Source organism: Rhodohalobacter sp. 614A, assembly GCF_021462415.1.
Classification (GTDB): Bacteria; Bacteroidota; Rhodothermia; order Balneolales; family Balneolaceae; genus Rhodohalobacter.
On sequence record NZ_JAKEDS010000002.1, the window covers coordinates 330707 to 344296 of the forward strand.

The window sequence follows — 13590 nt, forward strand, 5'->3', positions numbered from 1 at the left end:
TAAAAACTCTAGAGAATTTTACTGATCTCATCTACAATATATTTTCCATGTTTGTGAAAGTTATACTCTTCTTCAAACAATTGTCTGCCGTTTCTGGCAATCTCCTCTCGTTCCTTATCATGCTCCAGGTAGTACTTTATTTTGTCGATTAAATCGTCTTTGTCATCAAAGGTCACAAGATGTTTGCCATCCACAATTTCAAATGGCAATTTCACTTTATTTACAGAAGGAGAGGAAAGAATAAACGAACAAAGAGCCCAGCATTCCCAATGCCGGTATGTAAATTCGCCATACCCGTCTAAAGCAAGATTGATTTTACTATCTCTCGTCGTTTCATAGAATTTTCGTTTTGAGAGACGTGGAAACTGAAGATGTTCAGGAACTTCCCGCTCGGGATTTCGAACATCCGTATGCAGTCCTCCATAAAAATGAATCCCGGTTTTGGAAATAGCTTCCAGCATATTTGTTCTCATAAAACTTCTGGAGGTCTCCTGGCCCAAAAAAAAGACATCATGGGTGTAACTTTCGGGTACATTTTTGAACCCATACTTTTTGGGGTCAATTCTGTTGTAGTTCAAAATATTCGCAGGAATCAGGGGGCAGCTTAAAGCAGTGGTGCGGAGCTTGGCTTTGCTCTCAGCATTTAATTTTTTGTACATGTCCAGATCTTTAAAATGTTCGCGTCTGAATACCAGATTCAACATGTCCATCATTTCATTTCCAGGGACCATTTCCGCATCAGGGCTGGTTAGAAGAAGAATGACAGGAACATCTCCTAATTTTGATCTTAGTTCACGAATAGCTCTTTCAGAGGATTCTAACGGACGCCCCTCACTTCGAAAGTTGCATTCGTAGTTAAAAATAACTGCATCAAATTTATTAATTTCCTGCTTTGTAAATTTTCTGATGCGCTTAAGAGTGATCCTTTTTACATCTGCCTGAGTTCGGAGGGATGCGCTAAAAAAACCCACACGATTATGCCAGTTGAATGAATCCCTCAGTTCTCTCAATGATCGCTTCCAGAAAGCCCCGCGTTCCTGCTTTTTAACATATAATATTTTCATCCCGGAAGTTCTATACTCCTGAAATTGTTATTTTAACCGATTCATTAACCGGATGCCAAGTTAAGTTTTAAGATATTGGAAAGATAGAGCTTGAGTTGGACATACATAAATAATTTTACAGTTTGATTGAACAAAATACCAGCCACAGTGATATGAATATTCTCTTTCTTTATTGGGGAAAAAAAGGTGGCGGTGCAAAATATTCACTCGAGATTGCAAAAGAGCTTTCGTTAAGAGACGATACGAATCTTCATCTCTCCATTTCCAGACAATGTGAAATACGGGATCAGTTTGAAGCATTATTAGCGCCTGCTTTTTATGTAGAGACGTATGAAGGCATTGTAGGATTTCTAAAGACATACTTCATCAGGAAATATGCGATTCAAAAAGAGCTTGAGGATTATCTGAAAAAGCATAAGATCGATGTGATTATTATTGGCATGGATTTTTTCTGGGGACCAATCATCAACAAAGCGGCTCATAATACAGGCGCAAAAACGGTCTTGGTAATTCATGAACCCAAACCACATCCCAAAGAATCTTTACCGATGAAGGTTTTCAAAAATCGAAATCTCAAAAAGTCGATTCCGGGAGCGGACCATGTGGTTGCTCTGACCGAACATGTCAGAAGTTATATTGAAAAAACCTATGAAGTGATGCCTGAAAAGACTTCAGTAATTCCTCATGGAATTTTTTCATACTACAAAACGGATAAACTCCGAACGTTGAAGGAAGGTGGAAAAACGTTTAAAATTTTGTACTTCGGCAGAATAGATTATTACAAAGGCCTGGATATTCTGTTAGATGCTTTTTTTGAGTTGGAAAAAAATCGCAATGATCTTCAACTTCAAATTTGGGGCTCCGGAGATATCAAACCTTATCAGGATCAAATTCAAAAAATCAAAAATATTAGACTGGAAAACCGATGGGTGGATGAACAGGAAATCACAGAGGTGTTCAAAGAATGTGATCTTTGTGTGCTGCCGTATCGCGAGGCGAGTCAATCGGGCGTTGCGGGAATAGCGGCTCATTCCGGAATGCCGATTGTGGCTTGTCCGAGTGACGGTTTAAAAGAACAGTTACGTAACTATGGTGCAGTATTATCTGAAGATTTTACTTCTGAATCACTGAAAGAGTCCTTGGAGAAGGTTATTGAAAATCCTGTTTTATATTCTCAATTATCTCAACAGGCACTTGAATATGGAAACCAATTGAGCTGGAAATCCATAGCAGACGAATTTTATAAAATTTCATCAAAAATCAATTCAGGCTTGAAATAATGGTTATTTTGGGTGTTTATTTGCAAAAAATTAAAGATGTATTTGGAGTTCACATTTCATGAGTAACAGGCAAACCCGTAAACCTATTTTGGTTAGCGGATCACATCGTTCAGGGTCAACGTGGCTGGGGAGAATGATCGACCTCTCCGATGAAATTGGGTATATTCATGAGCCCTTCAATCCAACTTCAGGGATAACAGGTGAGCTATTTAACAAATGGTTTATATACATTTGTGAGGAGAATGAAGGACCCTATAAAAAAGCCATCGGTGATTACTTGAATTATCAATATCCCTTTACAAGAAAAATCCGGGAAGCTAAAACCTGGAGAGATTATGCCAGGCCTTTCAGAGATTTTTCGAAATTTAGCTGGTACCGGTTGAATGAAAAGCGACCGCTAATGAAAGATCCGATCAGTATTTTTTCGGCTGAGTGGCTGCATGAAACATTTAATATGGATATGATTATTCTGATCCGGCATCCGGCTGCATTTGTAGGCAGTATTAAGAAAGTGGAGTGGAGAAGCGGAATGGGGAATTACCTGAAGCAACCTTTGCTGATGCGCGATTACCTGAAACCATTTGAACCTGAACTGAAAAGACAGGCTGAAGAAAAACAGGATTATATTGAAGAGGCCGTACTCCTGTGGAATATGATTCATAGTGTGATCTTAAAATACCAAGCGACTCACGATGACTGGTTTTTTATCAGGCATGAAGATCTCTCAAAAGATCCCATTGAAAAGTTTGAGGAAATTTATAATTACGTCAATCTGGATTATACACCGAAGATCAGGCAGAAAATCAAAGAATTCTCGACTGAGAATGAGTCAGCCAGCAAGTTAAAAAGGAATAGTGAATCCAATGTCTGGAGTTGGAAAAGACGGCTGACACCTGAAGAAATTAAACGGGTGCGTGAAGGGACCAAGGAGATTGCTTCACACTTTTATTCAGAAGAAGACTGGTAATTCTCAAATAGAAAGAAACTTCATAGAAGAACCGATGCAAAACATTCTTTTTATAGTACAAACGAATACCGTAAGTGGAGCGGAGATTGTACTTGAGAATTATTTGAAAGAGATGGATGAAAACGAGAATCTGTTTCTTTTGACAAATAATGAGGTTAAAAATTTCTATTCAGAAGTTTTTAAAGAGACGAATATCTATTCCAAAAAAAGTATGAAGCGGGTTTATTTCAGCAAGAATCCCTTCAACTACCTGCAATTTATTTCTTATATCCTTATCAATATTTTTGCCATACATAAGATTGTGAAGAAACATCAGATCGATGTTTTATATGGCAACAACAGTATCGATACCGTATTGATTACCATGTATAAGATGTTGGCAGATAACAGGATAAAGGTTGTTGCCCACCTGCACAGTATCATAGAAAAGAACAGCATGATCGGATCATTTCTGGACCGGTTTGCCCATCGGTTGGATCACATAATTGTGCCGTCGAACGCGACAAAACAATCAGTCAAGGAATTGATTGGAAACAGAACTCCCGTTACGACCGTCTATAACGGAATTGATATTCCGGAGAAAAAGAAAAAAACGGACTACTCATCAGTGGCTTCATCGCTTGGCTTGCCGGAAGGAAAGCAGATAATTGCATTTGTGGGAGCAGTAGAAGGCCGAAAGAGACCGGATTTGTTTCTATCAATCATTCAAAATTTATCGAAATTGAGAGACGATTTTTTTGCGATTATTGTAGGTAAAACAGAGAATGAAGAGTTGAAAGAAACTTTACAAAAGCGAATAAAAGAAGAAGAGTTACCCGTAAAAATTATTGGTCTGGTTGATTATGAGGTGATGATGTCGCTCTATGAAATCATTGATTATTTGATTTTAACCAGCGACAGAGATCCGCTGCCAACCGTGATATTGGAAAGTATGGCACACGGAAAGATTGCCATTTCCAGGGATGTAGACGGCGCACGTGAAATGATTCAGCATCAAGAAAATGGATTCTTGTTCCCGTATGAGATGTCATCTGAAGATGCTGCAAAAATCGTAAATGATGCTTTAGGACTTTCAGATGAAGAGAAGGAATTAATTCGCAAAAATGCACGAGAAACGATTAACAAAACTTTCAACAATCAAATTAAAAGTGAAAAGATAAACTCGATTTTACAGTCTTTATAGAGGGCTGATTAATTAAATCTTGAGTAAGCTTGCAATCAGATTTCAAGTGGTACGGTATGGAAAAAAAGGAAAAATTATTTGAACTGCTGAATAACTTCTTTGATAAAGTGTACGTGATTTCTCTGAAGCGAAGTTCAGACAGACATGCACTTATCAAGGAAAGGCTTGATGGACTGAATTACGAGATTTTTTGGGGTTTTGATGGAAGAGAGCTCGAATATAAGGATATGCACCGGCAAGGTTTATATCATCCCAATCTCTCCAAGCTTTTGAAAAAAAGAAAGGGAAAACCGGCCAAGAATATGTCACGAAATCAGATCGGGTGTGCATTATCTCATGTTGGAGTTTACGAAGAGATTATTAAAAACAATTATTCAAAGACTCTGGTTTTGGAAGACGATCCAATCATAAATTTTGGTGCTGCTGACTCTCTTGAGAAAGCCCTTCAGGAAATGCCCGATACATGGGATTTTCTCTATTTAGGCTATCATGGGGCAAATAAAAACCCTACAACATTGCTGAAACTTCAGAAAAACGTTCTAACAATTACGTCTAAATTGGTGAAGCCTTTTGAACGTTTGCGGATGATTGATGAAGATGTCATGGATGGTTGGTTTGCAAAACCATACTCAGAGAATCTTGAAAAAGCCGGTACATACCTCGGGACTTATGCTTATGGAATCACGCCTGAGGGTGCAAAGAAAATCTTGAAATTTCAGCGGCCGGTTGTCCAGGAAGCGGATAACGTGGTAGCAGAATTAAGTACGTATGGATGGATAGAAGCCTATAATGTTAAAGAAGATGTATTTCTACCGAACAGGGAAATTTATAGTACAGTGAACAACGGGTAATTACTGGTACCAATTATCGTTGAGATTGAGCTGGGTTAATTCAGCTTATCAGTTTTCTTCTTTTGACAGAGGAATAAACATATTGATGAAAATAATCTGAAATCTATTCAAAACGGTTTCACTCTCAATTGATATTTGAAAGAACAAGAGATTGGAGATAGACAGGTTTCTATATTGGAATCGAGAGAATCAATTCATAATTTTACTGTTTCCAAAAAAGAATGTATCAGCATCAAATTTTAGAGATGTTGTGCAAGCCATACTCATGTTTTCATTAGCAGTTATAATAATCGTACCTTGAAACAACTTCGTATTACATTAGGAGAATACAAGGTTACCCTTGATGACAAGTTGATTCTGATGCTTGTCAAACCACTTTTCGTCCTGTTTATTTATTACGGTATGTTCAGCCGTTTTGCCGGTGTAGGAGGTTTAACGGGAGGAAAAACGGCAATTCTTGTTACGGCTGGCCTGTTTATACTCTGTTGCTATCATTTCTTTTTCGTCAATTTTCAACAGAAGCTTTCCCCACTTTTTACTTTCTGTTTGATTTTCTTTTTTGTGGCCGGGTTGAGTCCGTTGGTATCTGCTTTCATATATAATGTCCGCCTTGGACTCATTTTCAGATTTGCCTTTGAGATCGGGGTCGTTTTTGTCATGTTTTTTTGTGTGTACTACCTGCTCAGGGAAGGGCTGATTACTCCGAAATTCGTTATCTATACCATTGCTATTGTCGGGACCATATCATCACTTCAGTTTTTATCATCTATTGTGGGCAGGGTAAATATCCGAAGGTTGAGGGGGTTGGGTGGCCTTAACTATATTGGGAACTCCTTCGCCGTGAGTGCAATTTGCTACGTCATGATTTTGTATTCGGGCAATCTACAGGGATATAAGAAATATCTTGCTATTGGCGGTATGTTTTTCACCGTTCTTGCAATGCTGATGTCAGGCACAAGAGCCGCACTGATTGCTTTTGCAGTAGGGCTTGTTCTCTATCAATATTTTGGAATGAAAAGTAAACAGTTTAAGAAATATGTGTTGATCGCCTTTCTTATCATGCTGATTCCCATTGCGATAATCGCAATGAATATTGACTTGACATACTTCTTCCGGCGGTTCACCTTCGCAGATATCTCTTCCATGGCGTGGATTCGTTTCAGTATTTTTGCAAGATCTGTTACCGATTTAACTCTGGTTGAATTCTTATTTGGCAGGCCGGATTTGGCTGCATTTAGTAGTACCGATAGTGATGAAATTACCCGGTACATCAACCCGCATAACGTTTTCTTAAGTCTTATACGGTTCAATGGTATTTTTTCATTTATCTTGTTCTTTTGGATTCTGACATATATCTATTCAAATTATCTGAAGATTTATGTGAAGAGCATATCCATCAAAAAGTATCGGTTAACCGAAGCTACCATTCTTATTTTTCTTACAATGTCTTTTATAAACGTGATGCTTAGTGGCGGGAAATTTACCCGTAACTTTTACCTTTTTATATCTTTAGGATATGCGGTAGGTTATATGGATATTTTAAGAAAGTCGTACTCTCCAAAAGAGTATTTAAAGAAACTGTTATAACCACTCTCTCTTTTTTTCATGTACTTTTATTACAAATTGGATGCTAAGATATTTTCTGAAAAGTGAGGATAGCATTTCTTGTCACACGTTCGGATACAATAGGCGGATCTCATATTCATGTCAGAGATTTGGCCAAAGCTTTAGGTGAAAATGGAAACGATGTAACAATTTTCATCGGCGGGAGCGGGCCTCTTCTTAAATACTTTAAAGATTTTGGTTTGAACATCACCAATATTCCGAGTCTTAAAAGGAATATTTCTCCCATCAATGATCTGAAGGTTTTTTTTCATATCAAGCGTGAACTAAAGAGGTTCGGGCCGGATATTATCTCAACCCATTCTTCTAAAGCGGGTTTTTTGGGGAGATTAGCGGCAAATCAGTTGAAGATTCCGGTGTTATTTACAGCTCATGGATGGTCGTTTACTACGGGAAAAAATTCAACGCGACGTTTCCTGTATAAATCACTCGAAAAAATTGTGGCTCCAAAAACGGATCGTTTAATTACCGTATCCGATTACGATAAGAAACTCGCTCTTGAACATCTCCCGATACCACCCGAAAAGGTGATGACCATACATAACGGCATGCCGGACAATGACGAATCCTTTCGTGCAGACACCGGCAGAGAGAACCCGGTACATATTGTGATGATTGCCCGGTTCGATCACCAAAAAGATCATCTGGAACTATTGGAAGCCGTACATTCTATTCAAAATATTCATCTGCATTTTGTGGGAGATGGCCCGCTGATTTCAATCGTGAAGGAGAAAGCCAGGGAATATAACATCCTGGATCAGATAACTTTATGGGGGCGTTTAGAGTCGGTTGATGAGGTTCTTGCGAAGGGACAGATCTTTGCTTTAATATCCAATTGGGAAGGTTTTCCAAGATCTACACTTGAAGCAATGAGAGCTGGATTGCCTACTGTAGTGTCGGACGTGGGAGGGGCTGCCGAAGCTTTGGAACACAAACGAACGGGTTATGTTGTAACGAAAGGGGATATTGACGGATTACGAACGGCAATAAAAGAATTGGTACAGGATCCGGAAAGAAGGAAAGAAATGGGAAATGCTGCGAGAAAGAGATATGAGAATTTTTATACATTTGAAACGATGTATAAACGGACTTTCGATGTCTATCAGGAAGTGCTGAATGCCAACCCCAAAGAAGAAAATTAGGTGGAAAAAGAAATTCTGATTACCGGAATTAGCGGGTTTATTGGTACAAATTTGAGGAAGTATCTGAAAGAGGATACGCATATTAAAATCAGTGGCTGCTCGAGGGATAAAGAAAAAGTAAAGCATCTGGATGACCAGCTTCAGAATATTTATTCAAATAATGAAATATTTGATTGTACCAGGAGCTTTGATTCATATATCCATCTTTCAGGTAAGGTTCATGATATCAAAGAAGAAAAGAATGAGGATGAGTATTTCAAAGCGAATTATGAAATGACAAAGAAGCTGTTCGATTGTTTTTTATCGGACACTCAATCAAAGAATTTTATATTTCTGAGTACCATTCATGTGCTTACAGAAGAGCCTGAAATGGAACTGGATGAATCATACAAGCCAAAGCCATTTACACCCTATGGAAAATCTAAATTTATGGCAGAACAGTACATCCGGGAAAATTGTCCGCCAGATAAAAATTGTTATATATTGCGTCCCAGTATGATACATGGGCCAGGCAATAAGGGGAATCTGAACCTACTGTTCAATCTGGTTAAATATGGTATTCCATATCCCGTAGGAGCTTATAACAACAAGCGCTCATTCGTCTCCATAGAAAATCTTTGTTTTATTTTGAAGGAGATTATTGAAAGGGAAATTGAGCCGGGTCTATATCATATTGCCGATGATGAGCCGACGTATACACACGATTTGGTAAAACTCATTGCTGATGCAACAGGAAAAAGGGGCAGAATCTGGAATGTAAACCCCAAACTTTTGAAAACACTGGCTAAATTTGGGAATAACGTTCCTTTCCTGATTAATGAACATCGGTTAAAAAAACTGACCGGAGATTTTATCGTTTCAAATAAAAAATTAAAAAAGGCATTAGGTAAACCGTTACCCGTCAGTTCAAAAGAAGGTTTACACCGGACATTGAATTCATTAAGTATCCATTCAGGTTCATAGAATAGATAAGAGTAAAATTTATAAAATCAATCAAAGATCAATCTAATTCATGCTTGTACAAGTAACCACATCTACCTTTGGCAAAGCAGGCTCCAAACCTGTCGATTACCTAAACAGCAAAGGCATTCCCTTTAAAACAAATCCCTATGGACGCAAGCTTACCGAGGACGAAGCTATTGAAGTGATTTCCGGTGCGGATGCAGTTATTGCCGGCACAGAGCCGCTTACTGAAAACGTATTGAAGCAACTGCCGGATTTGAAAATTATTTCAAGATGTGGAACGGGAATGAACAATGTAGATTTGGATGTAGCCAAAGAACTTGGAATCAAAGTATTCAATACACCCACTGTTCATGTTGATGCCGTCGCAGAATTGGCTTTAGCCGGTACACTTGCAACACTTCGGAGTTTTGTAAAGAACGATCAAACCGTTCGAAGTGGCGAATGGAAAAAAAGTATGGGGCGGTCTCTGTATGATAAAAATGTAGGAATGGTCGGTTTTGGAAAAGTGGGTCGAAGATTTTGTGAATTGCTGAATCCTTTTACATCAAACCTGTTTTTTTTCGATCCCTTTTTGGATGAGAGAACGTCTGTTTTGAATGACGCAAAACGGGTAACACTCGATCAGCTTTTTGAAAATTCGGATATTATTTCTCTTCATGTTCCATATACAAAAGAGAATCACCATATGATAAATGCAGAAAATCTGAGCCTGGTGAAGAAAAATGTTACCATTGTAAACACTTCCCGTGGCGGACTTATAAATGAAGAAGATCTATATATGTTTTTGCAGGACAATACTGAGGCTGGAGCATATCTTGATGTCTTTGAAAATGAACCGTATGATGGGCGTTTAAAGGAATTGGATAACGTAATTCTTTCGCCGCATGTTGGAACATCCACAAAAGAAACACGGGAAGAGATGGAACTTGAAGCAGCTATGAACCTTGTCAATGCACTTGAGAATGAGTAAAAAGTTGAATGTACTGGTAACCGGCGGCGCTGGTTTTTTGGGAAGCCATATTAGTGATGAATTGTCCGACAGAGGACATAACGTTACAATAACCGACCTTGAAGAGTCCAAATGGATCCGTGATGACCAGGAAATGGCCGTAGGAGACATCACTGATAACGACTTTCTTGAACAGGTGATGGAAGGTAAAGATGTGGTCTACCATTTGGCGGCACTTGCAGACCTGAATGCAGCCAAAACCCGTCCTGTTGAGACGGCAAAAATCAACGTACTTGGCACCGTGAATCTTCTTGACATGGCTGTGAAAAAGGGAGTAAAGCGAGTGGTTTTTGCAAGTAGCGTCTATGTTTATAGCCGCGAAGGTGGTTTTTACCGTTGCAGTAAACAGGCCTGTGAGAACTATATTGAGGAATTTAACAACATCTACGATCTGGATTATACCATTCTTCGCTATGGAAGTTTGTATGGCCCGCGAACGGATGAATCAAATGGCGTATATCGACTTTTAAAACAGGCAATGGAACAGAGTGAAGTGCAACATCGTGGTGCGCCCGAAGACAAGCGGGAATATATTCATGTTTTAGATGCCGCGAAGTTATCGGTAGATATTCTGGACGATGAATTTAAAAATACGCATGTGGTTATTACCGGTAATGATGTTCTAAGAATTGAAGATCTGTTTTATATGTTCTCGGAGATTTTGGGGAAAAATATTCATCAAACCTACATTGAAGGTGAAGAGTGGGACGGCCATTACAGGGTTACGCCCTATACATTCACACCAAAAACGGGAAAAAAATTAACCACCCCACATTATGTAGATATGGGGCAGGGAATCTTACAGGTAATTGAAGACATATACCGAAAGATAAATTCAGCCAAAGGGAAAAAAAATTAAGTACTATTCTATCTGAGATTCCTCAACATATTTTTGATCCTTTTCTTAAACGGCTTGTGGGACTCCAAATTTTTAACTTTCAGTCTTTCTTTGTTTAAAGTATCATTCATTTTTAAGATTACTTCTGAAAGCATCATTGAAAGAGATTCCATTGTAAGCTCTTTCTGCAAATGTTGTGGATTTTCTGATGAGAAATTTGGACTTGAAAAAAGGTCACCGGTTTGATCATTGAGATAGTTAAGAGCCACTTCCCGGTTTGATTTTTCATAGATTTTTAAAAACTCTTTCCGTTCGGCGTTCGTCAAAAAGACACATTTCTCACCTTTTATTTCAATTTCTTTTAAAATATCCCTCAATTTCCGCATCTCATCCTTTGAAAGGTATTGATTTGTAATGCGTGAAATTTCAAGTGCATTCCTGGAAAATCCACTGTTTTCCACCAAACCTTCAGTCACATTTTGAAGGATTTCACTCCCAATGGTTTCTCCGAATGTTTGAATGAGGCTTGTCGGTCGCGGTAAATATTTTCGGTCAAATCGCTTTACCTTGATATTTTCCTTTCCAAAAACGTCTGCATACTGTTTTAAAAAATCATTCCAGTGGAAGTCGTTTTCGTCGAAATGCTCCATGAATTCATCAAATGAGTATATAGCACCGCTGTAGATTCTCTGCGCATAGGTAGATTCAATAAATGAATCCTGTCTTCTCAAGTAGACAATGATTTGGATATCAAATGAAAATGGCTCGAAAGTTTCCTTCAACAAAGAGGCTATGAGCCCGGCATTTCGGTAGGAGATCATTTTATCTCCCGAAAATTTTTCATTACTGACTACATAGGTATGAATGTTTTTATGTTTTGGCAGAGAAATATTACGGGAAGCTTCGTCACGTAATTCATCCACCAGTTCCGGTTCAAACCGGGTAAGTCCTCTGACTTTACGGGCTATTTCAGGAAATCTTCCCAGATAGCAAATGCCTTCGCCTAAAAGCTTGTTATTGTATTTAGACAGTATACTTTGTATAGTAGTCGTTCCCGTTTTTTGAGTGCCGATATGTATGAAAAGTCTTTTATTATCCATGTATTTAAAAGCTTATTAAACACACAGGGGGTAATCCTGGAGTATATTTTATTTAGTTGGGATTTTTAAGGATTTAAAAAGAAAAAAGTGTAACAATTTGATCAAATTTCACTCTTAATGAATAGAACAAAAGCGGTAATATTCGATTTTGACGGTGTAGTGCTCGATTCGGCAAACATCAAAACGGAAGCATTTCTTGAACTTTTTAAAGAGTTTCCGGAGTATCAACAAGCAATTAAAGAATATCATATTGAGCATCAGGGAATTACCCGCTATAAAAAATTTGAATGGATTTATTCTGAATTGTTAAACAAGCCTTACAATGAAGAGATAAAAGAAAAACTTGGCAAAGGTTTCTCAGAGTTAGTTTTTAAAAAAATAATGAAGGCCGATGCCCTTCCTGGCGCAATTGAATTTCTTGAATCTCTTAAAAATAATATTCCGGCATATATAGCATCTGGAACACCCGATATCGAGCTCAATAAAATTGTAAAAGGGCGCCATTTTGAGACGTATTTTAAAGCCGTTTATGGCTCGGATATTTCCAAAGAAGAGGCGATTGACCGGGTTGCAGATCTGGAATCCGCCAAAAATTCGGAAATGCTTTTTATCGGTGATGCCATCACAGACTACAAAGCAGCTACTTCTCGGGATGTTCCATTTATTGCTGTATATTCTGATGAAATGAAAGAGTATTGGCAAAACAGGGGTATAGAACCCGTCAACAATTTAATGGAGATCCATGAAAAAATGGATCAGCTTGTGCTTGATGAATAATTATTTTTTTAAAGTGGTTCGGGTTAAAATCAAAATATGTTGAATCAACAAAATGATGGCTCATTCAATTTGAATATATTTGATTCGCCTGAAAATGCAGCTTCTTCTCTTGCTCAACAGATCATAGATCAAACTCTTGAAATTATTGAGAAACAAGGGAGTTGTGTGTGGGCTGTATCCGGCGGCAGCACAATTACAAAACTCTACGATGCATTGCTTCTCCACGATGAAGCTCTGCGAGAGATCTGCAATAAACTAACAGTGATTTGGGTGGATGAAAGAGTCGTTCCCCATACCCATCAGGATAGCAATTTTGGAAGTGCATATAATTATTTTTGGAGCAAATACAAAGATGCCAATCTTATTCCTGTTCCTTATCAACAAGATGCAGAGGAAGCAGCAAAAGTATATGATTCAGTTTTATCTGAAAATGGAGTTGAACCAGGTAACGTTGACATCACTATTTTAGGAATGGGTACAGACGGCCATACCGCATCGCTTTTTCCAGGGAATTCTGCTCTGATGGAGAGAAATAAAAAAATCGTGTTCGTTGAAGATTCCTCAGTTCAACAGCCAAGGGTTTCTCTGACATTTCCATTTATCAACTCATCCAGACATATCTACCTTCTTTTTTATGGAGCCGGCAAAGCTCACACATTCCAACAGGCAGTAAATTCGGGCTCTGTTGATGACTACCCGGTTCTGGGCATTAAGAGAGCCAATTTGGGGATTTATATAGATCAGGATCTGACCTTTTAACTTTAATCTTTACCAGGAATATCGGCTCGTC

General features: G+C 38.4%; 13 protein-coding genes. 11 read left to right on the forward strand and 2 right to left on the reverse strand.

Annotation, left to right across the window (positions count from 1 at the left end; all coding sequences use genetic code 11):
* Positions 1-8 precede the first annotated feature (8 nt).
* Positions 9-1064 carry a glycosyltransferase gene (locus tag L0B18_RS10230; protein ID WP_234571671.1) on the reverse strand — a complete coding sequence of 352 codons (1056 nt, stop codon included), beginning with the start codon at positions 1062-1064 and terminating at the stop codon, positions 9-11.
* A 122-nt stretch (positions 1065-1186) separates the two neighbouring features.
* Here L0B18_RS10230 and L0B18_RS10235 point away from each other — a divergent pair, with 122 nt between their 5' ends.
* The 9 genes from L0B18_RS10235 (at position 1187) to L0B18_RS10275 (ending at position 10944) form a co-directional block, all read left to right on the forward strand.
* Positions 1187-2344 carry a glycosyltransferase family 4 protein gene (locus L0B18_RS10235; RefSeq protein ID WP_234571672.1) on the forward strand — a complete coding sequence of 386 codons (1158 nt, stop codon included), beginning with the start codon at positions 1187-1189 and terminating at the stop codon, positions 2342-2344.
* A gap of 58 nt (positions 2345-2402) precedes the next feature.
* A complete protein-coding gene (locus L0B18_RS10240) occupies positions 2403-3311 on the forward strand; it encodes a sulfotransferase (RefSeq protein WP_234571673.1) in 909 nt (302 codons plus the stop codon).
* 34 nt (positions 3312-3345) lie between these two features.
* The gene (locus tag L0B18_RS10245; RefSeq protein ID WP_234571674.1) at positions 3346-4494 is read left to right on the forward strand and encodes a glycosyltransferase; all 1149 of its coding nucleotides are present in this window, start codon (positions 3346-3348) and stop codon (positions 4492-4494) included.
* A gap of 56 nt (positions 4495-4550) precedes the next feature.
* The gene (locus tag L0B18_RS10250; RefSeq protein WP_234571675.1) at positions 4551-5345 is read left to right on the forward strand and encodes a glycosyltransferase family 25 protein; all 795 of its coding nucleotides are present in this window, start codon (positions 4551-4553) and stop codon (positions 5343-5345) included.
* A 297-nt stretch (positions 5346-5642) separates the two neighbouring features.
* On the forward strand, positions 5643-6932 hold the full coding sequence (locus tag L0B18_RS10255; RefSeq protein ID WP_234571676.1) for an O-antigen ligase family protein: 1290 nt from the start codon (positions 5643-5645) through the stop codon (positions 6930-6932).
* Between the two features lie 62 nt (positions 6933-6994).
* Positions 6995-8110, forward strand: a complete 1116-nt coding sequence (locus L0B18_RS19860) for a glycosyltransferase family 4 protein (protein ID WP_234571677.1) — start codon at positions 6995-6997, stop codon at positions 8108-8110.
* Complete coding sequence (locus tag L0B18_RS10265; RefSeq protein ID WP_234571678.1) at positions 8111-9073, forward strand: NAD-dependent epimerase/dehydratase family protein; 963 nt, start codon at positions 8111-8113, stop codon at positions 9071-9073.
* Positions 9074-9122: 49 nt separating this feature from the next.
* Positions 9123-10046, forward strand: coding sequence for a phosphoglycerate dehydrogenase (locus tag L0B18_RS10270; RefSeq protein WP_234571679.1), 924 nt, complete (start codon positions 9123-9125; stop codon positions 10044-10046).
* Complete coding sequence (locus tag L0B18_RS10275; protein ID WP_234571680.1) at positions 10039-10944, forward strand: NAD-dependent epimerase/dehydratase family protein; 906 nt, start codon at positions 10039-10041, stop codon at positions 10942-10944. The genes L0B18_RS10270 and L0B18_RS10275 overlap by 8 nt, the downstream gene beginning before the upstream one ends.
* An 8-nt stretch (positions 10945-10952) precedes the next feature.
* On the opposite strand, the gene L0B18_RS10280 is transcribed toward L0B18_RS10275, so the two are convergent.
* On the reverse strand, positions 10953-12023 hold the full coding sequence (locus L0B18_RS10280; protein WP_234571681.1) for a hypothetical protein: 1071 nt from the start codon (positions 12021-12023) through the stop codon (positions 10953-10955).
* Positions 12024-12140: 117 nt separating this feature from the next.
* On the opposite strand from L0B18_RS10280, the gene L0B18_RS10285 reads away from it, so the two are divergent.
* Both L0B18_RS10285 and pgl read left to right on the forward strand, forming a co-directional pair.
* A complete protein-coding gene (locus L0B18_RS10285) occupies positions 12141-12800 on the forward strand; it encodes an HAD family hydrolase (protein WP_234571682.1) in 660 nt (219 codons plus the stop codon).
* 36 nt (positions 12801-12836) lie between these two features.
* A complete protein-coding gene (gene pgl / locus L0B18_RS10290) occupies positions 12837-13559 on the forward strand; it encodes a 6-phosphogluconolactonase (RefSeq protein ID WP_234571683.1) in 723 nt (240 codons plus the stop codon).
* Positions 13560-13590 lie beyond the last annotated feature (31 nt).

Bases quoted from the DNA above. Each gene is read 5' to 3' on its own strand.
- L0B18_RS10280 (WP_234571681.1), bottom strand. From the start codon at position 12,023: ATGGATAATAAAAGACTTTTCATACATATCGGCACTCAAAAAACGGGA.
- L0B18_RS10275 (WP_234571680.1), top strand. From the start codon at position 10,039: ATGAGTAAAAAGTTGAATGTACTGGTAACCGGCGGCGCTGGTTTTTTG.
- pgl (WP_234571683.1), top strand. From the start codon at position 12,837: ATGTTGAATCAACAAAATGATGGCTCATTCAATTTGAATATATTTGAT.
- L0B18_RS10240 (WP_234571673.1), top strand. From the start codon at position 2,403: ATGAGTAACAGGCAAACCCGTAAACCTATTTTGGTTAGCGGATCACAT.
- L0B18_RS10230 (WP_234571671.1), bottom strand. From the start codon at position 1,064: ATGAAAATATTATATGTTAAAAAGCAGGAACGCGGGGCTTTCTGGAAG.
- L0B18_RS10285 (WP_234571682.1), top strand. From the start codon at position 12,141: ATGAATAGAACAAAAGCGGTAATATTCGATTTTGACGGTGTAGTGCTC.
- L0B18_RS10270 (WP_234571679.1), top strand. From the start codon at position 9,123: ATGCTTGTACAAGTAACCACATCTACCTTTGGCAAAGCAGGCTCCAAA.
- L0B18_RS10245 (WP_234571674.1), top strand. From the start codon at position 3,346: ATGCAAAACATTCTTTTTATAGTACAAACGAATACCGTAAGTGGAGCG.
- L0B18_RS10250 (WP_234571675.1), top strand. From the start codon at position 4,551: ATGGAAAAAAAGGAAAAATTATTTGAACTGCTGAATAACTTCTTTGAT.